This is a genomic window from Lacipirellulaceae bacterium (assembly GCA_040218535.1).
Taxonomy (GTDB): Bacteria; Planctomycetota; Planctomycetia; order Pirellulales; family Lacipirellulaceae; genus Adhaeretor.
This window is the reverse complement of record JAVJRG010000010.1, coordinates 279,065-302,586: the sequence shown is the minus strand read 5'-3', so window position 1 is coordinate 302,586 and position 23,522 is coordinate 279,065. Positions and strand designations below refer to the sequence as shown.

The window sequence follows — 23,522 nt, the reverse complement described above, 5'->3', positions numbered from 1 at the left end:
CGGATTCCCATGAAACTAGGCATCTTCGGTGGAAGTTTCGACCCTGTGCACAACGGACATCTGCTTCTGGCGGGGAGTGCGCGGGATCAACTGACGCTCGAGGAAGTTTGGTTTCTGCCCGCCGCCTCGCAACCGCTGAAGCCGCAGGGGCTAGTGGCCAGCGAAAGGGACCGCCTGGCAATGTTGGAGCTTGCACTTGTCGGACAGGATGGATTTAAGGCAGACCCGATCGAGTACGAACGAGGTGGCGTAAGCTACACCGTTGACACACTTCGAGAGATCCGCCAGCTTCATCCGGAGGCAGAACTTTTTTTTCTTATGGGAGCCGACTCGCTCGCAGATATTGCGAAATGGAAGTCCCCTGAGGAAATTCTTGCGCTGGCTACCCTGGCGGTCGTCCATCGCCCCGACGCGGCTAAGCTTGATTATTCGGTTCTCGAAGAATTCACCACGAGCGAGAGAATCGGACAATGCCGGGCGGTTCAAATCGAGATGCCTCCGATGGCCGTGAGCAGTTCCGAGATTCGTCGACGGATCTTGAGCGATGAATCGGGTTGGGAAGATAGTGTTCCCGAGGAAGTGGCCGAGTACATCACAATGAAACGACTATACCAATCAGATGTTTAGCCGCCGAGTTTGATCGGCGCTTAGCACCTAATGGCAGGTTCACGGCGGTGCGTAGCACCGCGGCTATGGGGCATGTGACTAAGCCGCGCGAGTGAGTTGAATCATCTCGGCCAGCTCTCCACTCACAGTACGTTTCCAAACGCCGCTCTCAGTACGCAGTGCATCGCAGATATCGCTGAGTTGTTCTTCCAGCGACTGCGTCACGTCCAGCAGGAGCCATTTCTTTCCCTGCACGAGACAATGGCCGCCGCCGGCACCATCGAGATGGTCCTCACGAATCTCGTAGCCGCTCTCACGAGCAAGTTCCGCAGCTTCTGCTAGCAAGCGAACGATCGGCGTGGGAATTGTTGACATGAGAGACCTCGTGACAGTGAATCTGTGCTAGAAAACAAAGTGAACAAGCACCCGTGTTTATCTGTGGCTACTTTTTTCAGCGGCGGGGATTGTACGGGGTTGGGTTCCAGTCGCCCACCCCTGTTCGACGATAGGAACCAAAGGGTCGCAGTTTGTCGTAAGTCATGGCATCAAAGTGAGTTAAGCCGTGTTGACTGCCCAGGCAAGCCGGATTGGTGAAGCTGCGTCTCCCAGGCAAGGACTAACGACTAGGTTCCACAGAGAAGCAAGTATGAGTGAGCCCGTAGGATCCCAAGCAGAAATGATCGCCGGTTTGCAAGAGCAGCTAGCAGCGCGCGAACAGGAACTGGTCGAGACACAACGCCTAGCCGCTTTGGGGGAACTCGTCGGCACGACGACTCATGAGTTTAACAATGTGCTGATGACGGTTCTGAACTATGCAAAGCTAGGCCTTCGCAACAAGGATGATGCGACACGCGAGAAATCGCTGACCAAGATTCTTGCCGCCGCTCAACGTGCCGAGAAAATCTGCAATTCCGTGCTAGGCATGGCTCGTAATCGCAAGGAAGAATTCGCTCCGACCAGCCTGGAGCAACTCGTTGAAGAGTCGCTAGTGCTGCTCGAGCGGGAGATGCAGAAGTACCGTATCTCCGTGCAGTTAGACTTTTCAGAAACGCCTGCCGTGCGAGCGATTGGCAATCAGATCCAGCAAGTCCTTTTGAACTTCATGACGAACGCTCGTCAGGCGATGCCAGAGGGAGGGACGTTGTTGATCAAGATTTCCCACGACGCGCAAGCAGACCTCGTGGACTTAACGGTACAAGATTCTGGTTCGGGGATTCCTAAGGAACAGTTGCCGAAGATCTTTGATCGTGGCTTCAGCACCAAGACCGGCCCTGACGAGACGGGTAAAGGTGGGGCTGGTGTGGGGCTGGCCGCCTGTCGCGACATTATTGAGAAGCACAACGGCCGCGTTCGGGTGGAAAGCACCGTCGGAAAGGGGACCGCGTTTACCGTGCGACTGCCGGTGTTCAATGAGCCTGTAAGCCAAGCGGCAGCGATCACTCAGTTGGGTGTGCCTGTGGCGGATCCGACATCTGCGGTTTAATTGGTCGCGTCCAGGCAAGCCTTGATGTCCGCCGCCAGCTGTCGTTCAAGCTCGACATCCCTCCCAAGCGGTATCCAATACTGAGAAAGCTCGGTCCGACTTACTGGCTCGCGGATTTGTTCTGGGAGCGAAGAGTCGTTTCGGAAGGCAGCGGCCCCAGCGGTTGAATGTTCCGGTCTGGGGAGGTCTTCCAGTTCCTTCTGCACTTCAACGTCAATCAGATAGCCGGTCGTGTCAGGAATCACACGTATAATCGCCCGCCGTCGGATCGTCTGGAAGGTGCTTTCCCAACGGTTGTAGCTGCCTACCGAATCGATCCGGTGCGGTTCGGCCAGGGTGGCACCGATCTGTGGATAGGTGTCGATGCGGCCTTCGGTCAAAATGTCTCCCACAAGCTGCACCTGCTGTTCACGCTCGATGCGGAAGTAGTCGTCCACTTTATCAACGATCGCCTCCCATGCCCACTCGCGGTTGGTCACGTTGGCATGAACGGCACTGGACGCCGATTGAGTTCCAGGAAGTGGAACGGGAGCGCCGGTAGGACCTACCGGAATCGCAACACCGGGTGCCTGCCCGGCCCCAATCACTGGAGGGGCAGCAAATAGCTCCGGCCCGCTTGGCTGCAAGGCCGTTTGCTGGCAACCCGAGAGCGCACCGATAGCTGCAGCTAGAAAGCATAAGCACGTTGGAAGGACACTGTCTTGCAAAGAAATCTGCCGGTTGAGCCAATTGAAAAAACGATTCCGGAGGGATTCTGCGAAAACTATGGATAAGGCACAAGACCGACCGTGCTAGCACTAGCTCGGTGGCTTCCGTGGACCAATAAAAACAGGCCGGCCACTTCATGGAAGTGACCGGCCTGAGCGGTTGCAAGCCGCGGCCAAGTGGAAGGGGGGGCTCGCTGGAAAGCTCTAGCCCTCGGAATCCATTCCCAAGTGCATTTTGAGTTCTTCAAAGCGTTCTTGGTACTCGTCCCGAGTTGAATGAACGTGTTCTGCTTCGGTGATGAATTGCATCTCTTCGCGACACGGAAGATCACAGCGCTGGAACGCTTGTTCGTACTCGCTAAGGTCCTTGCCGTAGACGATTAGCAGTTTGTGCTCGTCGAACTGCACTTCTTGAGGCCGTTGCGGATTGAGCACCGCAATGCCTGTGCAGCCGTCGTTCGTGAGCAGGTCTTCAAAGTCCCACAGAATGCTCTGCAGGATCGGCATGTCGATATGCTCGCGGTAGAGATCACTGTGCCCCGCGCTGCCGTAGTCGTGACTCGTTTCGAGAACGACGTCGACGACGGGGCCGAGCGGCTCGATCACTTCCATGAAAGTCTCAAACAGCTCCTCGCGAGAGACCGCTGCCATCAGCACGGGGACATCCTGCTGGGCGGCTTCGTCGCGGTACGTGTCGTGACGAAAACCGGCTGAAGGAACGACTTCTAGGTCGTAAGAGGGCCGCACCGCATCGGTCAGTGTGAACTGGCCGTAATTGCGGACGCTGAGGTGAGCTTCGAGTTCTTCGTCGGTGAGAGTCTCAAAGCTGCTATTCAGCGGCGGAATGGCGTCTTCGTGAAAGACGTTACGAAAAAACTTTTTCAGAAAGCCCATCGAGATGCTCGCTACTGGCTGGTTCTTGGACGGTTGGGTTCGATCGATAGAGCGACAGGACCTTATCGATCAACGTTGGGGATTGGTGCCGGGAGCTTGCGGGGGCGTTATTTCTGCATTCCAAGGAAGCCAGCCAGCCCAGGGGCGGCAACTTCCTCCTCCTCTACAGAAAACTTAGGTCACCCTCAAAGGAGGTCGAGCGAAGAGGGGCTGAATTGCGGCGGCCTGGGGTCGGACAACCGGCACAGCCGGACCCGTGAGAAAAAAGCAGCCGTCACGTCACTCGGGTGGCTGGGTTCGAGCTTGGTGAGCCCCCAGTTACTTAGAGTTTTGGAGGCAGCCTCAAGCTGTCCCCAGCAACCCATTCGCAGCAACTGGACTCATTCAGCCGTCTTTTGACACCGCAGCAGCGAGGAAACAGCCATGCCTGTCCCCGCGGCGTAGTGATAGTCGTAAAGAGGGTAATCCCACCAGCTACCATCCTTTTCCTGGAGAGGAAGGAGGATGTGAGCAAGATGTGACTGGTAGTGCGGACGCTCTTCCAGCGGAAGCTCATCAATGCACATCGCAGCATAGAAGTGGCCGTAGTAGTAGAAGTAACCGGCCACGCCAAAGTGCGATTCGTGCGGCACGGGATACTTGCGGCCGATGCTCAACCAACCGTTACGCGCGTACAGCCGATCAAGCCATGTTTTCAAGACCTCGTCGGTAATCTCTTCTCGGCCATACTTGCGGAGTGCCAAGTTGCAAACCTGTGAGCGGCCCAAGCTACCCGCCGGACGGTTGATCCCGTAGCGAGGCATCATCATCAGGTACTCGCCGTAAGCGTAGGAGAAATCAGGCAAGCGCTGACGAAGGATCGAGTCGATCGCTTTCTGCGCGAGTTTCTCAGGGTACTTCACCCCCAACTTCTCAGCCTCCTTCAGACCGAGCAAGCAAGTCCCCGTCGTGAAACTCGTGGGACTGCCGGCGGGAACCCGGGTGTGGTGATCGAAATCGTAATAGCCCCAGCCGCCGTTGATGAAGGTGTAGCGTTCGAGACGATCAACTTGATACTCGACCAGTTTCTTGATCTTTGCTTGAAGCTCTTCGTCACCCACGGCCCGATCATGCAGTTTGACCAAAGCATAGCATCCGTACGCATGGCCCCAGACATTGTAGATGGCCGTGCCATCGGCTCGCCGGAGATCGTCGCCCTGGTCGAGATACCAAGCGAGCGCTTTGTCCAAAGCGGCTTCGATCTGCTGACGACGCTCCCCGGTGTACAGCTCGCGAGCTTCCAGTAGCGAATTGGCGGCCAACGAAGTGGCCCCCATGCGAAATGCCAAATGGGCGCCAGGCACCGGCGCGTAGATGTTCAGGCTTTTCGTCCGCTGCGGTCCGCCCCAGGCGCCGTTTTTCCGTTGGTTGTTTAACAGGTAGTCAACGCCACGAGTGATTCCTTCGAGGATCTCCTCTTCGGACGGTGGGTCGATCGGTTTGGGTTTGGGACCGGTTACCGCGAGGGGATAGGGGTGTTTGGAGTTCTCGGAATTCTCTTCTACCGTCTTCTTTGCTTCTTTGGCGTGGGCATCGAGGTTCGTGATTCCCACGAGAGCAACGAGCGTAAAGCAGACAGATAGGCGGTAACGATTCCAACACATAGCTCGTGTCGCCCCTTGGGGGCTATGGGTTTTGGGAGGTTGCTACCAGGGGCTTACGCCCCTGGCTATCCCGGCGCGCCGGGATCGGCTCTTCGGGCCTTGTTTGCCAAGGCAAGGTAGTTTATTACTTCTTCTCATCCTCTTTCTTGACGATCTCGTCGCCTTCTTCAAGGCCTTTGAGGATTTCGACTTCCTTGTCTTTCTTCTTGCCAAGCTTCACTTCGCGGCGAACGGGCTCTTCATCCTCGTCTTCCAGGACCAAGACGTACTTTTCTTTCGAGTCGTCCTCGTCGGTGTTGACGTAGTCTTGTGGGACGACCACCGCGTCGTCTGCCTCGTAAGTCGTTAGTTTTACCTTACAGGTCAAGCCAGGAAGCAGCCAATCGGGGGCTTCTTCCAAGTCGACGTCTAGCTCCACTTCAAATTTATTACTGCCCGCGGGAGCGCTGGCAATCGTCTCCAGTTCGCCTTCGAATTCCAATTCGCTATCACCTACCGGCGAGATGACTGCCTCCATTCCCTTTTCGAGCTTCGGGTAATCCTTTTCGCCAACGCTGCTCAACACGTAAAGGGGACGGGGCTGCACAATGGTCATCACCACGCTGTTGGCCGAGACACTTCCGTAGGGGACAAGTTTGTTCTTGAGGCTGTTCACTGAGCCCCAGCGACCGTTCACGCAAGCGCCATAGTAGACGATGCCATCGGTTGGTGCCTTGAGCGTCATGAGCGCTTTATCGGAAAGCAACTTGGCGTGGGCCTCGACACTGCGAGCGCGTGCCTCTCGTTTCTTTTCCATCTCGTAGCGTTTTTTGGTAAGCCCATTCGCTTTGAGCATCTTTGCTCGCTCGAAGGAGAGTTCAGCAAACTTCATGGAGCTTTCTAAGCTTTCATCTCGTCGCGGCATGGAGACTTCGAGCGTGTAATCGTGCTGTAGCTTGGAATACTCGAGATAGAATTCTGCCATTTCCAAAGCATGCCGTTGACGCTTGAGGACAATCTCTTCAGTTTCCTCAGTGATCTCATCTGCGTCGTACATCTTTTCGAGTTGTTCGAGCTCTTCCTTGGCGTTGGCGTAGTATTGCTCGGCACTCTTGAGATTGTTGCGTGCCATTTTTTCGGTCATCGGACGCATCGTTTTTTTATAGCGATCAAGCTCGAATTTCTGCTCTTCGTAATCACGTTTCGCCTGAGCGAAGCTAAGTTCCATTGCTTTCTCAAGGCGGGGGAACTCTTCCTCAGCTTCCATCATTGCAAGTTCACCCAACCGTTGATCGAGCGCCTTGTCTGCCAGTTGTTCCTCGAACTTGCGATCGTCGAATTCGACGAGTACGTCTCCCTTGCGAACGCGAGTTCCATGCTCAACCGCTTCAACAACCTTGAAGGAGGACCAGGTCTCTGGTCGCAGAATGACTTCCTCGGCTTCCTCAGCGACGAACACTCCGTCGATCGTGACGACAATCTTCAGGTCTTTGGTTTCTACTTTGTGCGTCTTGGGCTTCTTTTTCGCTTCCTCTTCCTTCTTCTCTTCTTTGCTGTCCGATTTGCTGTCGTCCTCTTCTGATTTCGCGTCAGACTTCTTGTCCGCTTTCGCTTCGCCCTTATCCTTTTCTTGAGACTCAGCTTTCTCTTCAGCAGATTCGTCTGCCTTCTCGTCTTTCGATTCGGCTTCCTCCTGTTTCTCCTCGGCCTTCTTCTCCGAGTCGTGGTCCTTAGACTCGTGAGTCCGCTCCGCTGGGGAGTCTTCCGAGTAGGCGATTCGCTCGCCGACTTGATTGAAGGAAGTTACTAGGGCGAAACAGAACAGGAAGGTAAACCACCGAGCCATCATCAAACTCCTGGGAAAAAGCTGTGGGGCGAGCCCCATGCAAAATCGAAATTGGGTCAACTTCAGACAGAGGGGAGCGATCCATGCTACGCCGGGAACGTGTTAGTCGTTCGCAGCAAGGGAAGCACGCGGTAATGTCTCGCGAAAGCTGTTTATTCGCCTTGACTGTCCTCGTAAGCCTACATTCTCTCGTTTGCGCCAGCGGCAGGCAACCAGAAAAACCCCCTGTTTTGCCCAGTCGTTAGGTGCAATTGCGACGGTTGATTGAGGCGACAGTCGCCAGTACGCCCAGCCTAGTTACCCTCAGCATGAGGAACTCGGAGTCATAACCGGAAGAACTGGCACTATCGTTTTGCAAGAGTTTGCTCCTGTAAATCGCGTTGATCCTGCCTGATAATCAGCGATTCAAATCACGAAGACGGAGCAAATAACGGAGACGAAGCAATGAAGATCTACACACGCACTGGCGACGACGGCACCACAGGTCTCTTTGGAGGACCGCGTGTCCCGAAAAACGATGAGCGCATCGTCGCCTACGGATCAATCGATGAGCTGAATTCGCTCTTGGGACTGACCCGCTCGCATGGCATGCCACCCGAGATTGATTCTGCCGTAGAGCGAATCCAGCACGAACTTTTCGGCGTAGGTGCGGAGCTGGCAACTCCCGAGCCAGAAGAGCACAATACCGACTTCATTGGCGAGCCCCAGGTCCGCCGTCTTGAACTGGAAATCGATCGGTTTGAATTGCAGTTAGAGCCGCTCTCCAACTTTATCTTGCCGGGAGGAGGCCAAGCCGGAGCGACACTCCATGTGGCCCGTTGTGCCTGCCGTCGAGCGGAGCGAGAAATGGTCACTCTCGGCGAGTCGTCCCCAGTGCGGGCGACCCTCCTCCAGTACGTCAATCGCCTGAGCGATTTGCTTTTTGTCCTTGCTAGGGCGACCAATGCGGACAGTAATTCCCCAGAACAGCCTTGGGAGAAATAAGCCTGCGAAAAAAGCTCCCCAGAGCCCTCTGCTGACACTTTACTGTACCACGATCTCCATCTATTCTATTTCCGAAGCTAGCATCTGGCGGTGATCTAGCGCTTTTCACCATGATTTGGTTTCTTCTTTCACCCATGTCGGATGGCGGTTTCGCATGAATGGTCTGTGGTTGCGTAGTTTCTTTTTACTTCTTCTCCTTGGCGTCGTTTTCTCAGCCGCTCCCGTTTCCTTTGGCCAAGATCCGCCGGAAGATAGCAACGGCGCTGAGAGTATAGAAGCTGATTCACAAGGGGAATCTGGCGATGATGAAGAAGAGCCCACAGATCGAGAGGTAGCCGAAGCGGCAGCCCTGGCCGGTCACAACGCTTGGATGCTTACAAGCACGGCCCTTGTTCTTTTCATGACAGCGCCGGGCCTCGCCATGTTCTATGGCGGTCTGGTCCGTAGCAAAAACGTCCTCAGTGTGCTTATGCAGTGCATCTTTCTGATGGGCCTAATGACGGTCGTCTGGGCACTCTACGGATATAGTCTGGCATTTGGTGGCGACGGTGCCTACATCGGCGACGGCGAGTACCTATTCATGCAGAACGTACAGCGGATTTGGAATGAAGCGGCAGGCGGACCTGAAACCCCGATGTCGGATGCGATTCCAACACTGACTCACATGTTGTTCCAAGGCATGTTCTTCATCATTACACCTGCACTTATATGCGGTGCTTTTGCAGAGCGAATGAAATTTACCTCGATGGCTTTGTTCTCGCTTCTTTGGGGAACTTTCGTTTACTGTCCGCTCTGTCATTGGGTTTGGGACGGAGGCATTCTAGCTTTTGCTGAGACAGCCGATTATGAAAGCGGAGAGACCGTAAGCATCGCTGGCGGGGCCCTTGATTTTGCTGGCGGCACTGTTGTGCATATTAGCTCAGGAATTTCCGCCCTGGTTTGTGCTTTGGTGCTCGGACGCCGGAGAGGTTTCGGTACGGAAGACATGCGGCCTCACAATCTGACGTACACGGTAATTGGCGCCGGCATGTTGTGGGTGGGGTGGTTTGGGTTCAACGCAGGCAGCGAGCTTGCCTCGGATGGCCTCGCTTCGAGCGCCTTCGCCGTTACCCATTTCTCAGCGGCGGCAGGCGTGCTTGGCTGGGTGATTTACGAATGGTTCACAAGTGGAAAACCCAGTGTCCTGGGAGCCGCTTCGGGGGCTGTGGCAGGCTTGGTGTGCATCACTCCGGCTGCCGGATTCGTCCAGCCGATGCCAGCTCTCATCATGGGTGCCTTAGCGGGCGTTGTTTGCGCGTTTGCTTGCGGGACGGTCAAAAAGAAGTTTGGCTATGACGACTCGCTAGATGCCTTTGGTGTTCATGGTGTCGGTGGGACACTCGGGGCTGTGTTGACCGGCATTTTCGCGACGCGAGTTTGCTGGGATATCGACGGAGTGAATAAGCTCGGCCTAATTGAGGGAGGCGGGACGCGGATACTTATTGGCCAGATCGTGGCTGTGATCGTGACTTGGGTCTTTAGCATCGTCGCCACGTTCATCCTTCTCAAAGTCGTTGCCGCTTTGACTGGCGGGCTTCGAGTGAGCGAAGAAGGCGAAATCCGTGGCCTCGATGAGACGGACCACAGTGAGGAAGGTTACATCTTTGCGTAAGATGGATGCTCATAGCGAGTTTCTAATGTTTTCACTATGATATCGGGTATGATGTGGCGGTCAGCCTGAAATAAGCGCCCTTTAGATGAGAGAGTAACGAAGATGAAGAAAATCGAAGCCATTGTCCGCCACTTCAAACTTGAAGACGTGAAGAATGCTCTCAGCGAGCAAGGCATCGCGGGAATGACCATCACCGAGGTCCGCGGCTTTGGCCGTCAAAAGGGACACACGGAGACTTACCGCGGGACGGAATACGCTGTCGATTTCGTTCCTAAGGTCAAAATCGAAGTTGCCGTCGACGAAGACCGAGCCCAGCTCGTCATAGATACGGTTCTCAAGGCAGCCCAGACGGGTCAGATCGGCGACGGAAAAATCTTTGTCTCCGACCTTAGCGACACCATCCGCATCCGCACTGGCGAAACCGGCGGCGAAGCGCTCTGAGTTCGTAGAGGTTCTTTTTGAACCGCTGAGGACGCCAAGAGCGCTAAGGTCGTTCGCTGGATAAATGACGAGTTTGCGGGGCTCTTGTACCCTCCGCGAATCACAGTTACTGAATTCCTAGCTCCAATAAAGAGGCTAGGATTGAACCCTCCTGAGTAGCTTGTTTGGTAGCAATCTCTTCGCGCTTTTGGCGTCTTTGGCGGTTCAAAAAACAACCGAGAAGAGTTTACCGTTATGAGTAAGGTCGTCGAGTCCTGCAAAGCGGATCTCCAAGAGGGGCGCAACCGCATCCGTGAGATGCATGACCGCGGCGTCGAAGGACTGCGAGTTTGCAGCAGCCTCACCTCGCTAGTTGACGGCATTGTGATTCGCTTGTTCGACGCCGCATGTGCCGAGCTTGCCGCGTCCTCATCGCAAGTGAGTGACCTGCGAGAAAACGTCGCGATCGTTGCGTTAGGCAGCTATGGACGTCGTCAGATGGCGCCCTTCTCAGATGTTGATATATGTCTGCTTCACGATTTGAAAGAGGGTGAGCAGCTCAAATCTGCGGTGCGACCCTTCACGCAGTCACTCTATGACGTTGGTTTCGACGTAGGATACAGCGTTCGAACTGTGTCAGAGGCAGCTGCTCTTGCAAAAGAGGATGCGGTGATCGCTACCTCGCAGATCGGAGCCCGTCTGATCGCCGGTGCCCAACGACTCCACGAAGATTTTCGCACAGGGTTCGAGAAAGTTATCCGAAAACGCCCGCGAGCTAGCAGCGAAGCTTTTCTGGAAGCCCGGCGTGAAGAACGGAAACAGTATGGTGAGACGGTGTATCTCTTGGAGCCAAATGTGAAGCGTTCCAAAGGCGGATTGCGGGATTTACATTTGCTTCAATGGATGGGCTTCGCGGAACATGGTGAGTTCGATCTCGACCGACTGAGACTCCTTGGGGCGATGACCAAGGTTGAGCATCGGCGAATCCTCAACGCAAGGACGTATCTGTTGCGATTGCGGAACGAGATGCATTTTCATGCCGGCCGATCTTACGAAACGCTCAATCGATCGGAACAGGTACGCATCGCGGAAGTGTTCGGTCATACGAATCGCGGCGGCTTGTTGCCCGTTGAGCACTTCATGCGTGATTACTTTCGCCACACCAAACAGGTTTGGGAAATGATTCGCCGCCGCGTCGCCGCTATGGAGAAGCCGACCCGCGTCGAAAGGCTGCTTGACCCTGTCATCGGTCGCAACACGAACGAGGACTGCCGAGTCGGTGTGAAAAACGTTTCACTGACGACGCTCGGCAAAGAGAAAATACAATCAAGTCTCGCGACGGTACTGGATGTTGTCAGTATCTCTTTGAAAGCGGGTAAGCACCTCGACCATGCTGCGTGGTCCGCCCTTTTGCTGGCGGCTCCGGATTGTCCCGACGAAGTAACTAGCGAAGTGTCTGAAAAGTTCCTCCGCATGCTTGACGAGCCGGAGACGGCCGGCGACGCGGTTCGGGTGCTCAATGAGTTAGGCTATCTGGAGAAGCTCGTTCCCGCGATGAAGCATGTTCGTTGTTTGCTGCAGTTTAACCAGTATCACAAGTACACTGTTGATGAGCATAGCCTGTTGGCCGTCCGTAAGGCCACTGAGTTTGCAGAGCGACAAGACGCTCTGGGACAGGCCTATCGCGATACCAAAGAGAAACGACTCCTCCACCTCGCTCTCTTGCTGCATGATCTTGGCAAAGGCCATGAAGAAGATCACAGCGAAGTCGGCAGGCGAATCGCTGAGGAGACTTGCCAGCGGCTGGGCATCCTGGATCGCGATGCGGACGTTGTGATGCAACTCGTACACAAGCATCTCACGATGTCGCACCTCACTTTCAGGCGTGATACGAGCGATCCGGAGGTGCTCAGTCGTTTTGCGGAAGAGATTGGCAGCAGTCGTCGACTAAGAATGCTCTTCGTCCTAACTTGTGCCGACTTAGCTGCGGTCGGGCCCGATGTTCTAAACGATTGGAAAGTAGAGGTCCTAACCGACGTCTACATCCGCACGCGTCAATGCATGGAGACCGACGACATTACGCATGATGGTGTGCAGATTGCGGAACATCGTCGTCGAGTCTTCGGCAGCCTCACGAAGCAAGAACAGGAAGACCCATGGTTCGAGCGTCAGGTCGAGCTCCTTCCCACCTCCTACTTGGCAGGGCGAGAGATAAAGGACGTAGTTAACACGCTTCGCAGTTTAAGGACGCTCAAAGAAAGCGAAGCAATCGCTTGGGGGCGTCATCTGCCTGAGACTCAAACTCTGGAATTCGTCACCGGAGTGAGCAAGGGAGTCGGTCAAGGGATGTTTTCTCGTACGGCCGGCGCACTGACGGCGGCCGGTTTGAAGATTCTCGCAGCTGATGTCGAAGTCCTCGCCGATGAATTGTTGCTGCTACGGTTCGTTGCCGTTGACCCCAGCGATCCGACGCTCGTCGATACGACGAGGATCGACCGCGTGAGTAAGGCTCTAGTGGCAGCGGCGAATTCTGATGACCCGCCGAAGTTTTCAAAGGTCTGGGGGCAAGAAGACGCTGAAGCAGCGATCCAACTTTCGGGATTACCTAATGCGGTCCGTATCGACAACGAATCTTCTCAGAGGGGGACCGTCGTTGAGGTTTTTACCTTCGATCGAGCAGGCTTACTATACCAGTTAGCACGGCAACTGCACGAATTAGGGCTGACGATCCGCCACGCCAAAATCGGTACTTACCTCGACCAAGTCGTTGATGTCTTCTACGTAACCGACCGCTCTGGAGAAAAAATCTTCGAGGAAGGCCGACTTTCGGAAATTCGCGATTCAATGCTCTCGATTGTCGAGCTTGCGAAAGCGTAGAATGGAGCCATGTTCTAGAGCCGGTTTCTTCCAACGATTCCCCGGAACATGCTACTACACAGCCGTGGGCGGAAATTAGCGCGAAGGTTACGTTATGAGCAAAGACGAACAAGACGAACTCCGCTTGCCCGTGAAAGATCTTGCCGCTGGTTCGCAGAATATTACCGTCAAAGACACCGACGCTCGTTTTCCAAAACATCAGACCACGGGTTTTGGTCGGTACAGCGATTTCAAGCCGCTCTCGAAAGGTGGCTCTGCCGTTCTGCGGACGTGTCGTGACAACAATCTGGGTCGCACCGTCGTGATGAAGACCCTCCACACGCATCTCGCGGACAACGAACACCAACGGGCACGCTTCTTGCGTGAGGCGCGTGTCACTGCACAACTGCAGCACCCTGCTACCGTCGCCGTATACGATCTGGGTCGTGACATTGACGGCCAACTCTATTTCACGATGAAGAAAGTTGCCGGCGATACCCTCCGTGAAGTGTTCGAAAGACAAATCGCTGGCGAAGCGGAAGCAATCGAAACCTACGACCTGGAACGCCTGCTTGGCGTCTTCATCCAAGTCTGCAACGCCTTGGCATCTGCTCATGCCAACGGCGTGGTTCATCGCGACGTGAAGCCAGAGAATGTCATCATCGGATCGTTCGGCGAGGTCATTCTTCTCGATTGGGGCGTTGCCAAAGTTTGGGCAGAAGACGACGACCAAGCTAGCGAGCATGAACATCAAGTCCTCACCACGATGAACCAACGTCCCGGCACACCTCTTTATATGGCTCCCGAGCAGGTCCGCGGCGGAAGTGACGAGATTGACGCACGTACCGACATTTACAGCATTGGCGTGGTCCTTTACGAAGCCCTTACCTTGAAAGAGCCTCTGCGCGGGGAAAAAGTCGGCGAAACGTTTGAGAAGATTGTTAAGGAGAAGCCCGTTCCCCCGAGAGAACGTGCCCCCGATCGCCGCATTCCTCCGCAACTCGCGGCCATTTGCATGAAGGCATTGGAAAAACGGCGCGAGGATCGCTTTCAAGACATGGAAGAGTTGATTGCTGCGCTTCGCGACTTCCGCGGTCGAGCCTTGCAGACGCTTACTGGGGTGTAGTGCGCAGCTTCTACTCGACCTGAGCTACGAGAATAGCTCCGCGTTTGGTTTGGCACCGATTACAGAAAAACGTGGAACGCTGGGTATGGACCTTCCGTAAGATTTCCCCACCACATCGAGGGCAAGCCTGTCCTGCCCTGTTGTAGACGCGGTGTTCGTTTTGATAGCCGCCCTGTTTGTTCAACGCATTGCGGTACGTTCCATCGTTGAGTGTTGACCCTTCGTACTTGATGGCTTCCGCAAGCACTGCATGAGTTGCGGCAGTGAGCGCTTCCCACTGCTTCGTTGACATGCGGTGGCATTGTCGCTCTGGGTGAATTCCCGCGACATGCAAGATCTCTGCGGCATAGAGGTTGCCGATTCCCGCTACCGCTTTCTGATCGAGCAGAGCAACCTTAATCATCCGGCTTGAGTTCCCGAGACGCTCCGCGAACTCCTCAGCGGAGATGTCAAGTGCATCAGGCCCAAGCTTTTGCAAGCCATAGGCCTGTTGAAATGCTTTCGCAGAAAGTAGGTGAACATTGCCCAGTCCGCGACGGTCCCAATAGAGTAACTCTTTGGGATTACGGGGCTTGGTCTTGCCGCCAGATAAGCGAAGCCGCAGGCGGAGGTGCTCTTCGGTGGGAGGATCCACGAGCAAGACGAGCCCCGTCATCCGAGGTTCGAATAGCAGGGCATCGCCACTTTCCAGCCACAACACCACGCGTTTACCCGCACGACCGGTTCGCTCAATGCGCTGCCCCACGATTCGCCTACGTAGCTTGCCGAATGCGGGTTTGATGGAAATAGGCTTGCGGGGGCAAGGCGGTCGCTCGATGGAGTCGATTCGGGAACCGACGACGCAATCCACGCCCCGACGCATCGTTTCAACTTCAGGCAATTCAGGCATAGATCAGTATCATGAGAGGTCGGTGACTCGGCCTCAGCGTTAGGAAATTCCCGCTTGAATCAACTCACAGCAGCATCGACAATAGCTTTACAGCCACATAAGAGAGGTTTACCAATTGAGTATCGATACCGATAACGAGACCGCAAGTGCTACCGTCCCTGACGCCCAAGGTCGCTTTGGCGACTTTGGCGGCCGTTACGTTCCAGAGACGCTCGTCAAGGCGCTTGACCAGCTGGCAGTCGAGTACGAAAAGGCCAAAAGCGACGATGATTTTCAAGCAGAGCTAACCACGCTGCTCCGCGATTTCGTAGGCCGTCCTTCTCCGCTTTACCACGCTCGGCGGCTCAGCGAGCAATGCGGCGGCGCTCAGATCTACTTCAAACGCGAGGATGTCAATCACACTGGGGCTCACAAGATCAACAATACGATTGGTCAGTGTCTGCTGACTCTGCGTATGGGCAAAGGCCGGGTGATTGCCGAAACTGGCGCAGGTCAGCACGGTGTTGCCACCGCTACGGCTTGTGCGCACTTCGGTTTGCCGTGTGTGGTTTATATGGGCGAGGAGGATATCCGCCGTCAAAAACCGAATGTGTTTTCGATGAAACTGCTCGGCGCAGAAGTCCGCCCCGTGACGAGTGGCTCGCGGACTCTTCGCGACGCAATTAACGAGGCGATGCGAGACTGGATGGCCTCGGTTGACGACACGCATTACATCCTTGGTTCGGTCGTGGGCCCCCATCCGTTCCCACAGATCGTCCGCGATTTTCAATCCGTTATCGGCAGAGAAACCATCGACCAATGCCGCTCGAGGCTCAGCCGCTTACCCGACGTTGTCGTCGCCTGCGTCGGCGGCGGCAGCAACGCTGCGGGGATGTTTTACCCGTTCGTCGAACACCCTGAGGTTGAGATGCTCGGTGTTGAAGCGGGCGGGCGAAGCGATCAGCCGGGTGACCACGCTTCCCCCCTCACTTATGGCCAGCCCGGGGTTTTGCACGGCAGTTTCAGTTACGTCATGCAAGACGACGACGGCCAGACCTCCGATGTCCACTCCATGAGTGCGGGGCTCGACTACCCAGGGGTCGGTCCAGAGCACAGCTACTGGAAAGATACGGGTCGAGTTCAATACACAAGTTGCGACGACACAACGGCCATGGAAGCCTTCGACGCTTGTGCCGCTGCTGAGGGGATCATGCCAGCCCTGGAGACGTCCCATGCGGTCGCCAAGGCGATGGATCTCGCCAAGCAGCGAGACAAAGAAGACGTGATTGTCGTTTGTTTAAGCGGACGAGGGGACAAAGACGCGATGGAGATTGCACGTCTTAAGGGTGTCGACTTTGGCTAGTTTCGTTGCCTTAGGTTTCGCTTAGAGACGCAGAGGAGAAGCTATTGTGGGGATTGGTTACGAAGAAGTTGCAATTTTATCATTCCTGATCGCGGTGTATTTTCTGCTGAAACCCCTTTATTACAAATCGTTTCGCCTCTGGAATACGTTATTTGCTTTCAGCGCAATCTTCGTAATGCTGCTCAGTACGCTTTCCGCAATTTCTCGCCGACTCACCTCACTTAAGTCCTCAATGTAATCTCTCCGCGCCTCTGCGTGAGACTACAAACATCGCCTATGCCAGCCCTCGACGACCTCTTCCAGATTCTCCGCCAAGAAAACCGCAAGGCGCTCATGCCATTTGTGACTGCGGGCGACCCTGATCTTGAGTTTACGGCAGCCGTTCTCAAGGAGCTCGTCTCACGAGGGGCGGCGATGTGTGAACTTGGCATCCCCTACAGCGATCCAATTGCTGATGGGCCTGTCATTCAAGCATCATACACTCGAGCGTTGGACAAGAAGATTAAGTTGGATGACATCACGGCCATGCTCGGCCAGGTTACGCCGCAGCTTACTGCGCCGGTAGTGACGATGGTCAGTTACGCGATTATCTATCGGAAAGGGCTCGAAGCCTATTGTGACGAGATTGCAGCTCGTGGCGTCGCGGGGATGATCGTTCCGGACCTTCCAGTAGAAGAAGCAGCGGCGCTAGCGAAGATCGCCGCTCCCCGCGACTTAAGCCTCATCCAACTCGTCACGCCAACCACACCTCGTGAGCGTGCTCTGCGTATCTGCGAAACCTCGACCGGGTTTGTCTACTACGTCTCGATTGCCGGCATCACTGGTGAACGGACTCAGCTTCCGCCAGAACTCGCCGACAATGTTAGTTGGCTTCGGGAGCAAACGAACTTACCGATATGCATCGGTTTCGGGATTAGCAAGCCCGAACACGTGAAGCTCCTTGCCCCGGTTGCTGACGGACTCATCGTTGGGAGTGCAATTGTCCGTCGTATCGCCGCAGCTTCAGAGAAGCCTCGGGATGAGGTGCTTGCTGATGTCGGCGATTATGTGGCAAGTCTCTTGTCCGCACTCAACTAAGCCAAACTTCCTAACACCCCGAGCCGGGTCGCGTTAGCTCTCGGGTCGAACTCTCGCACACTTTGCCTTCCGAGAGCTTACTTATCTCGCCTCAAGTCCTCGCTTTCGATGCGACGATAATTGAACTCTAGGAATCCATGGTAAAAACTGGATTTGACCCAACCAGCCGATCCTAAGTATTATTGAGTTAGAAGGCAGCCAGCATTGCTAGCTGACGCCCGAGGCACTGAAAACTGTGTGACAGAGACCGAAGGAGGCACCACCGATGAACGGGAACCCTTCCAACGCCCACGGGGGCGATTTCGATCCAACTGCCAAGCGACGCAACGATCTGTTGTGTCGCTTTTTTTCTGGAGTGACCGAATATGTGTTCGCGTCACGTCTCGGGGTGCCCGACCCGCCATTGATCGATTACCTCTCAGAACTACTCGTCCGCTTTGTTGCCAGCGATACGATCTACTCAATGCGGAATCCGACAGGTCAACGTCTCTTGCAAGTAGCCGACATGCTAGCCGAAGCGAATCAGCGACAGGGAGCCGCGCGACGGATCGCCCATCGTCATATTGGTGACTTCACGCTTTTCTACTCGGGCGTTTTCCCAGAAGTAGCCGAGCGCAACCGTCGCGAAGGAACCAAAGACAGCCTGCTCGACTACCAACGGCAAGGCAAACGCAATTATTTCCTGGCGAGTACCCTACCAGCGACTGACGCGAGTGCCCCCGACGAAGTGCTCACTCGTTTGAGCGAGTCCTTCGAACTCTGTGTCTACGGCTTGGGCGAAGTCCGCCGCGAGTGGGACCGCCGAAATGAAGATGAGGATTTACCTTTACTCTTGTAATGACTTGAGAGGTGTTGTTTGCGTAAGCTGTTTCAGCGGAACCGTCCGCACCGTTCGTACTCGACGACCACGCGTCACTTCAGGCGTTGCCGACCGCACCGGCTTCGTCTCACGAGGCGAGCTCTATCTCGCCTCTACGATCAACGAACCCGCGAACAGCGACAGCGACACCAACGACCCCAGCCACAGCGGTAAGCCCAAAAAGCTCGAATAAAACGAGCGCAAGCGTTAGGGCCTCAGGCAAGTCGAAACGCTCCGCCAAATGGCCGGTCAGCGGCAGTAGCACCAGTACCGAGAAGAAGAAGGCGGTACAGGCGAAGCCGAAGCCGGAAAGCATGGCGAGAAGCTTCTCGGTTGCCGTGGAATCGTCGTGCGGTGCCCTCGTGCTCTTGTTTGGCATGATGAGTTTCTTTCCTTCGATTCTAGTTGATACTGCTACGCTGCATTCGTCAGTGTAAATGGAATCTTGGTGAAAGGCGCGCCTGATTTCGAAGCTTTTCGTCGACCAATTGCACGAATCTCACTAACGCCCATAAAGGAAGCAGGTTTGTCGTATCGGTGGGGCATCCACTAAGAACGAGGCACACTTGGACTCATTTTGCGGTTGGCAGCTCGCTAGCCTCCAAAGCTTCAAAAAGATTAGTGAAATTCGCGAGATTTGTTGAAATTATCGTTCCTTTCCGGTAATGGATTATCAGGAAACTCTACAAGAAATCTGGCGACAGCTATCGCTTGATGACGCTTTCGAGAACTGACTCTATGTCTAAAGTTGCCCTCATCACCGGAAGCGGACGCAAACGCGTCGGCTACGTTATCGCGAAAGCCCTCGGCGAAGCGGGATACTCGCTTGTCTTGCACTATCATTCCTCAAGCGAGGAGGCGGAGGCCTCGGTAGCCGAATTTGCGGAGCAAGGCATCGAGGCCATCGCGCTAAAAGCCGATGTCGCGGACGAGGATGACGTTGAAAAAATGTTTGATGCGGCCATGGAGAGGTTTGGCCGCCTCGACGTGCTTGTCACCACTTCTTCGATCTGGCGTACGATTCCCTTCGAGGAAACGACTTCTGAAGACCTCATCAAGAGCTACGAGGTAAACACCCTCGGTACGTTTTTGCCTGCACGTCGAGCTGGGCTCATTATGTGCGATCAGCCCGAAGGAGGATCGATCATTACGGTCGGTGACTGGTCAATCGACCGTCCCTACGTCGATCATGCGGCATACTTTATCGCGAAAGGGTCGATCCCTACGCTCACTCGAATGTTGGCAGTTGAGATGTCAGCACGGAATCCCAAGGTCCGTGTGAATTGCATTCATCCCGGTCCCGTGATGTTCCCGCCAGATGCGACAGAAGAAGAAAAGCAAAGTCGTATTGATTCAACGCTCGTGAAGGACGCTGATTGCCCCGAAACGGTCGCTCATGCCGTGAAGTTTTTTGTTGAAAACAAGTTTGTCACAGGGACGTGCTTACCTGTGGATGGTGGGCGTACGGTAGCGGGGAACAAACACGAATGACCAATGATTGATTGCCAGTCGCTAGCGATTGGTCATTTTGGATTTGGTCATTGGTTCTTTATGTTACCAGTCCCTTCGTCACCAACATAAACACATCCTCAAGCGTCGGTTCCTTATCAGCAAAAGAAATCAGCCCACAGTTGGCGGCCACTAGGCCCCGCATCAGACGCTGGACGTCCGAATCGTCGCCGGCATACTCGAGCGTGCAACTGCGGGAGTTTTCTTGTAAGTTACGCACCTTAGGGTCGCTGCGAATCAGGCTCAAGCCAGCAGCAGGATCGCCAGAAAAACGAACTTGAATCATCCGTTGTTTCTGAATCCGCCGGTAGACCTTGTCTATTGGGCCATGCATTAAGAGCTGACCCCGTTCGATGATACCAATGCTCGTGCAGCAGTCGGCTAGCTCGGTCAGGATATGGCTAGAAATGAGGATCGTTTTGCCCATGTTCCGTAATTCCTTGAGCAACGCCTTCACTTCCAGCCGCGCTCGCGGGTCGAGCCCGCTGGCAGGCTCATCGAGGATGAGGACCGGCGGGTCGTGAACCAAGGTCTTGGCGAGGCAGAGCCGCTGCTTCATGCCTCGCGACAGTCCATTGACGTAGTCGTCGCGCTTATGCGTGAGGTCGAGCAGTTCGAGCACATCCGACAACACGGCCTTCCGGCGTGAGCGCGGCACTTGATAGGCGACCGCAAAGAAATCGAGAAACTCCCAAACCTTCATTCCATCGTACACGCCGAAGTTGTCCGGCATGTACCCGACACTACGGCGAACGCCAATCGGATCGTTGGTGACGCTGTGCCCATTGATCGTCGCTTCCCCGTGACTCGCCTTCAAAAGCGTGGCGAGGAATCGGATCGTGGTACTTTTCCCGGCGCCGTTGGGACCAATGAATCCGAACATCTCACCCGCGGGAATCTGCAGGTTCAGATTCGCGACCGCGGTGAAGTCACCGTACTGTTTGCCGAAGTTCCGAATGTCTATCATAGAGGTGAGTGTTCAGTTGGCAGTGTTCAGTTTTCAGTGTTCGAAAGCTGTAGAGTATGCCTCGTGCCTCGGCATACCCTACGAAATATCATTAGAAAGCCGACAACAATTCTTCGCGAGCATTACGATCAGGAAGCACGTCGTTGGGGCTATTCATGTCGGGTGATTGAGCTTTCGCAGGTTCTAGTTCTAAGTGTGCCAGGACGACCGTGCTACCGACGATTTGAGAAGGAGCCGGGTCAACCATCGTGCCGGGCAAGGGTTCGTCGACTCGGGCGACTAATCGGTATTCGTTACGGTCGCTGTAGTGAGGATCGGATGCGTCCGGGAACTCGAAAGCGAGCTCCAGCAGGGCATCCACATCAAGCCGTTCGCGACTCTCACCTTCCGCGGCCGCTTTCCGTTCTTTGGTGAATGGCAATTCCTTGCTATTCGCGCTGATTTGTATCCAGGGAATCGCGCGATTTTCGTTGGTGCGGAGTTGGCCTAGCCAACAGGCGTCAAGACGTACTTTACCCGATCGCTCCTCACGCTGCTTCCGAACGACAACGGCGTCTTTCAAGGCGACTCCTAGGCGATTGATCAGATTGTTTGTCCCACTTGAGGTCGTGGTAAACTTTAGTCCTTCACCCAATTCGAGCATCTGTTCGCTATGCACAAATTGGGTTGAACTGGAGGTAATCGCTAGCCCCTTGAGTCGTGTCTTCTCGACTTTCTCGAACGTGAGCTCTCGCCGGACGTCACCGTAGCGGGCCTCATCGTCGTCATCGTTGGGAAACGGAATCGCAACCGCGCTAAGGTCATCGAACTCCACATCGTAGGTCGTCGAAAGTGAAGCGTACAATGCCGTGTAGCGACTCAAATGGCCGCGGCTGTAATCGTTATGAAGCTCCAGGAAACCGATCTCCGTCTGGGCACGAACAAACCCAATGTCGAGATTCGCTTGCTGGATCACCACCAAAGCACCTACCACGGCGATGATCGGTGCCGCTATCCAAGCCCATTCCACGCGTCCCAGTGCATGAAAGAGCATCCAATTCAACGGAACCAGGACGAATAGGTACAAGGCCAGGCAGGCAACGACAAAGCCGGCGCCCGGCACCCGCACGCCCGCTGCGGATCTCAATGCGTCGCGTGCCGCGACCGAAACCGGGCTGAACTCATTCCAAGAGCCCAAGCCGCCAGGACGCTCTGCAGTGGATTTCACGTTTGGCTCAGAGGGCATGCCGTAGAGGTTTGGTTCTGCCTCAATGGTCTTACGCAAGACGTTCGCCTTCGTACCGGCATCACGTGAAAACCAGCGCAGGCCGGTTGTCATGTACGCGTCAAGTCGCCGGTCTGCGTACTCGGCCCAGGTTAATTGCAGATCATCGCCGATGGTGGGCTCGACGGAAAACTGCCGTGATGGTCTTCCCAGAAGTGCTCCGTTGAGAAAGCCATCGTAGCCCGGCCAGTTCAAGAAGTCGCGTTCGTTGAGTTGCATGGCCGAAACGATCACGCTGCCCATACCGACTTGGAGCTCGGCGAACAGCCTGCCGGTGTGAGGCGAATAGCGTGCGTCCGGGCGAAGGTTCAGTGTGATGGCCGACCAGGGTTTTGTTGGTTCTAGAGCAATAAGCTCGCTGCCCCGCTGACGCTGACCCCAATAGCTGGCCATTGGTGCGAGGTCGCGTGACTTCAGTGTCGTGATGTTCCCTGCTTCAGCGGGGAGAAAGTCATCAAGGAAGCTACCGCGGAGTGCGTCAAGCGAGTTTGGTCCGTTGATGATCAGTCGCCCTCCCCAATGCAGCCAATCTATCAAAGCACGCTCTTGGTCAGGCTGGATCCGTTCGAGATTCACCTCGTCCCAGAGCACGTAAGCAAGACTTGTGCACGCGAGTACGTTGTCAGGCAGCGGAAATCGCTTCTCGCCATCAGCCAGAGCGACTCGATAATGGAGCGCGTAATTCTCGCCGAGGTTGTAGTCTTGCCACGGAGAACGAATCGAGTCGGTTGTTTTGAGGAAGGCGTATCTCTCAGGCTGCTTTGCGATCACCAGAAAGAAATATTGATGCGATGGCATCTTCTTGAGTTTCTGATTCTTCGGCAGAAGTTCCCCTCCGTACTCGCTCCGTAGCAAGCGACTTTCGATTGAAAGGGTCGGCGAGTCTTCTGGAATAAAAATCTCTCCGGTAATCCGCTTGGGCTGATTCTTCGCCAGAAGCGCGGGACGGCCTGTCGTCAAAGAGTAAGGCGTGTATACCAGCGGCAGTGGCTCGCCTTCCTTACGCGACTTGGGGGTGAAGGTGCAGTAGCCGGTGAGGTCGTCGTAGTTGGCACGCCACTGCTGCGAGACGGCGGTCCAGTGGCCGGGCTTTACCAACGATAAAGCATTGGCTTCACCCTCGCCGCCACTGGGATCGGTTTGCCAAATCTGTTGGCTGAGAACGGGGGTCAGCGGAAGTGCCTCGTAGTCGTCCTTCGTTTTCTTCTCCGCCGCTTCTTCCGCCTTTTTCTTTTCTTCAGCCGATTGCTGCTGAGCGGCATTCGGGTCGTCGCCGCATCCTGAGCAGCACAACACAGTAGTCGCCACTAACAACACGGTGAAGTTTCTAACGAAGAATTGATGACGCATCCCAAGGCTCTCTGTGTTCCGACGCTTCTAGCGTTAGTTTACCCGAATCAAGACGAGAAGACATCGCTTG

At 55.1% G+C, this 23,522-nt stretch carries 20 protein-coding genes; 11 read left to right on the top strand and 9 right to left on the bottom strand.

The window, feature by feature from the left end:
- Positions 1-9 precede the first annotated feature (9 nt).
- On the top strand, positions 10-627 hold the full coding sequence (gene nadD / locus RIB44_13315; protein ID MEQ8617547.1) for a nicotinate-nucleotide adenylyltransferase: 618 nt from the start codon (positions 10-12) through the stop codon (positions 625-627).
- A gap of 78 nt (positions 628-705) precedes the next feature.
- On the opposite strand, the gene RIB44_13310 is transcribed toward nadD, so the two are convergent.
- Positions 706-981 (bottom strand): hypothetical protein, encoded by a 276-nt coding sequence (locus tag RIB44_13310; GenBank protein ID MEQ8617546.1) that lies wholly within the window; start codon positions 979-981, stop codon positions 706-708.
- 271 nt (positions 982-1,252) lie between these two features.
- Here RIB44_13310 and RIB44_13305 point away from each other — a divergent pair, with 271 nt between their 5' ends.
- Positions 1,253-2,089: an ATP-binding protein gene (locus RIB44_13305; protein ID MEQ8617545.1), complete on the top strand. Its 837-nt coding sequence runs from the start codon at positions 1,253-1,255 to the stop codon at positions 2,087-2,089.
- Here RIB44_13305 and RIB44_13300 read toward each other — a convergent pair.
- From RIB44_13300 to RIB44_13285, 4 genes are all read right to left on the bottom strand, one after another.
- Positions 2,086-2,676: a hypothetical protein gene (locus RIB44_13300; protein ID MEQ8617544.1), complete on the bottom strand. Its 591-nt coding sequence runs from the start codon at positions 2,674-2,676 to the stop codon at positions 2,086-2,088. The genes RIB44_13305 and RIB44_13300 overlap by 4 nt on opposite strands.
- A 324-nt stretch (positions 2,677-3,000) precedes the next feature.
- A complete protein-coding gene (locus tag RIB44_13295) occupies positions 3,001-3,690 on the bottom strand; it encodes a hypothetical protein (protein MEQ8617543.1) in 690 nt (229 codons plus the stop codon).
- A gap of 380 nt (positions 3,691-4,070) precedes the next feature.
- The gene (locus tag RIB44_13290) at positions 4,071-5,333 is read right to left on the bottom strand and encodes a hypothetical protein (GenBank protein ID MEQ8617542.1); all 1,263 of its coding nucleotides are present in this window, start codon (positions 5,331-5,333) and stop codon (positions 4,071-4,073) included.
- A gap of 124 nt (positions 5,334-5,457) precedes the next feature.
- A complete protein-coding gene (locus RIB44_13285) occupies positions 5,458-7,158 on the bottom strand; it encodes an HlyD family efflux transporter periplasmic adaptor subunit (protein ID MEQ8617541.1) in 1,701 nt (566 codons plus the stop codon).
- 444 nt (positions 7,159-7,602) lie between these two features.
- Between RIB44_13285 and RIB44_13280 the strand changes: the two genes are divergently transcribed.
- The 5 genes from RIB44_13280 to RIB44_13260 all read left to right on the top strand — a co-directional run bounded on the left by RIB44_13280 (position 7,603) and on the right by RIB44_13260 (position 14,195).
- The gene (locus RIB44_13280; GenBank protein MEQ8617540.1) at positions 7,603-8,142 is read left to right on the top strand and encodes a cob(I)yrinic acid a,c-diamide adenosyltransferase; all 540 of its coding nucleotides are present in this window, start codon (positions 7,603-7,605) and stop codon (positions 8,140-8,142) included.
- 370 nt (positions 8,143-8,512) lie between these two features.
- Positions 8,513-9,793, top strand: coding sequence for an ammonium transporter (locus RIB44_13275; GenBank protein ID MEQ8617539.1), 1,281 nt, complete (start codon positions 8,513-8,515; stop codon positions 9,791-9,793).
- Between the two features lie 102 nt (positions 9,794-9,895).
- Positions 9,896-10,234 (top strand): P-II family nitrogen regulator, encoded by a 339-nt coding sequence (locus RIB44_13270; GenBank protein MEQ8617538.1) that lies wholly within the window; start codon positions 9,896-9,898, stop codon positions 10,232-10,234.
- A gap of 234 nt (positions 10,235-10,468) precedes the next feature.
- Positions 10,469-13,090 carry a [protein-PII] uridylyltransferase gene (gene glnD / locus RIB44_13265; GenBank protein ID MEQ8617537.1) on the top strand — a complete coding sequence of 874 codons (2,622 nt, stop codon included), beginning with the start codon at positions 10,469-10,471 and terminating at the stop codon, positions 13,088-13,090.
- Between the two features lie 94 nt (positions 13,091-13,184).
- Entirely contained in the window at positions 13,185-14,195 is a 1,011-nt protein-coding gene (locus tag RIB44_13260) for a serine/threonine-protein kinase (protein ID MEQ8617536.1), read from the top strand.
- Between the two features lie 10 nt (positions 14,196-14,205).
- On the opposite strand, the gene mutM is transcribed toward RIB44_13260, so the two are convergent.
- Positions 14,206-15,084 carry a bifunctional DNA-formamidopyrimidine glycosylase/DNA-(apurinic or apyrimidinic site) lyase gene (gene mutM / locus RIB44_13255; protein MEQ8617535.1) on the bottom strand — a complete coding sequence of 293 codons (879 nt, stop codon included), beginning with the start codon at positions 15,082-15,084 and terminating at the stop codon, positions 14,206-14,208.
- A 115-nt stretch (positions 15,085-15,199) separates the two neighbouring features.
- Between mutM and trpB the strand changes: the two genes are divergently transcribed.
- The 3 genes from trpB (at position 15,200) to RIB44_13240 (ending at position 18,341) form a co-directional block, all read left to right on the top strand.
- A complete protein-coding gene (gene trpB, locus RIB44_13250; GenBank protein ID MEQ8617534.1) occupies positions 15,200-16,426 on the top strand; it encodes a tryptophan synthase subunit beta in 1,227 nt (408 codons plus the stop codon).
- Between the two features lie 276 nt (positions 16,427-16,702).
- The gene (gene trpA, locus RIB44_13245) at positions 16,703-17,503 is read left to right on the top strand and encodes a tryptophan synthase subunit alpha (GenBank protein ID MEQ8617533.1); all 801 of its coding nucleotides are present in this window, start codon (positions 16,703-16,705) and stop codon (positions 17,501-17,503) included.
- A 265-nt stretch (positions 17,504-17,768) separates the two neighbouring features.
- Complete coding sequence (locus RIB44_13240) at positions 17,769-18,341, top strand: hypothetical protein (GenBank protein MEQ8617532.1); 573 nt, start codon at positions 17,769-17,771, stop codon at positions 18,339-18,341.
- 109 nt (positions 18,342-18,450) lie between these two features.
- Here RIB44_13240 and RIB44_13235 read toward each other — a convergent pair whose 3' ends face one another.
- The gene (locus RIB44_13235) at positions 18,451-18,741 is read right to left on the bottom strand and encodes a hypothetical protein (protein ID MEQ8617531.1); all 291 of its coding nucleotides are present in this window, start codon (positions 18,739-18,741) and stop codon (positions 18,451-18,453) included.
- A gap of 359 nt (positions 18,742-19,100) precedes the next feature.
- Here RIB44_13235 and RIB44_13230 point away from each other — a divergent pair, with 359 nt between their 5' ends.
- Positions 19,101-19,853, top strand: coding sequence for an SDR family oxidoreductase (locus RIB44_13230; protein ID MEQ8617530.1), 753 nt, complete (start codon positions 19,101-19,103; stop codon positions 19,851-19,853).
- 58 nt (positions 19,854-19,911) lie between these two features.
- Here RIB44_13230 and RIB44_13225 read toward each other — a convergent pair whose 3' ends face one another.
- Both RIB44_13225 and RIB44_13220 read right to left on the bottom strand, forming a co-directional pair.
- Positions 19,912-20,838 carry an ABC transporter ATP-binding protein gene (locus tag RIB44_13225; protein MEQ8617529.1) on the bottom strand — a complete coding sequence of 309 codons (927 nt, stop codon included), beginning with the start codon at positions 20,836-20,838 and terminating at the stop codon, positions 19,912-19,914.
- A 91-nt stretch (positions 20,839-20,929) separates the two neighbouring features.
- Positions 20,930-23,452, bottom strand: coding sequence for a hypothetical protein (locus RIB44_13220; GenBank protein ID MEQ8617528.1), 2,523 nt, complete (start codon positions 23,450-23,452; stop codon positions 20,930-20,932).
- Positions 23,453-23,522: the final 70 nt, after the last annotated feature.

Coding starts and splice junctions, on each gene's coding strand:
- nadD (MEQ8617547.1), top strand. CDS start 10: ATGAAACTAGGCATCTTCGGTGGAAGTTTCGACCCTGTGCACAACGGA.
- RIB44_13310 (MEQ8617546.1), bottom strand. CDS start 981: ATGTCAACAATTCCCACGCCGATCGTTCGCTTGCTAGCAGAAGCTGCG.
- RIB44_13305 (MEQ8617545.1), top strand. CDS start 1,253: ATGAGTGAGCCCGTAGGATCCCAAGCAGAAATGATCGCCGGTTTGCAA.
- RIB44_13295 (MEQ8617543.1), bottom strand. CDS start 3,690: ATGGGCTTTCTGAAAAAGTTTTTTCGTAACGTCTTTCACGAAGACGCC.
- RIB44_13290 (MEQ8617542.1), bottom strand. CDS start 5,333: ATGTGTTGGAATCGTTACCGCCTATCTGTCTGCTTTACGCTCGTTGCT.
- RIB44_13285 (MEQ8617541.1), bottom strand. CDS start 7,158: ATGGCTCGGTGGTTTACCTTCCTGTTCTGTTTCGCCCTAGTAACTTCC.
- RIB44_13280 (MEQ8617540.1), top strand. CDS start 7,603: ATGAAGATCTACACACGCACTGGCGACGACGGCACCACAGGTCTCTTT.
- RIB44_13275 (MEQ8617539.1), top strand. CDS start 8,513: ATGCTTACAAGCACGGCCCTTGTTCTTTTCATGACAGCGCCGGGCCTC.
- RIB44_13270 (MEQ8617538.1), top strand. CDS start 9,896: ATGAAGAAAATCGAAGCCATTGTCCGCCACTTCAAACTTGAAGACGTG.
- glnD (MEQ8617537.1), top strand. CDS start 10,469: ATGAGTAAGGTCGTCGAGTCCTGCAAAGCGGATCTCCAAGAGGGGCGC.
- RIB44_13260 (MEQ8617536.1), top strand. CDS start 13,185: ATGAGCAAAGACGAACAAGACGAACTCCGCTTGCCCGTGAAAGATCTT.
- mutM (MEQ8617535.1), bottom strand. CDS start 15,084: ATGCCTGAATTGCCTGAAGTTGAAACGATGCGTCGGGGCGTGGATTGC.
- trpA (MEQ8617533.1), top strand. CDS start 16,703: ATGCCAGCCCTCGACGACCTCTTCCAGATTCTCCGCCAAGAAAACCGC.
- RIB44_13240 (MEQ8617532.1), top strand. CDS start 17,769: ATGAACGGGAACCCTTCCAACGCCCACGGGGGCGATTTCGATCCAACT.
- RIB44_13235 (MEQ8617531.1), bottom strand. CDS start 18,741: ATGCCAAACAAGAGCACGAGGGCACCGCACGACGATTCCACGGCAACC.
- RIB44_13230 (MEQ8617530.1), top strand. CDS start 19,101: ATGTCTAAAGTTGCCCTCATCACCGGAAGCGGACGCAAACGCGTCGGC.
- RIB44_13225 (MEQ8617529.1), bottom strand. CDS start 20,838: ATGATAGACATTCGGAACTTCGGCAAACAGTACGGTGACTTCACCGCG.
- RIB44_13220 (MEQ8617528.1), bottom strand. CDS start 23,452: ATGCGTCATCAATTCTTCGTTAGAAACTTCACCGTGTTGTTAGTGGCG.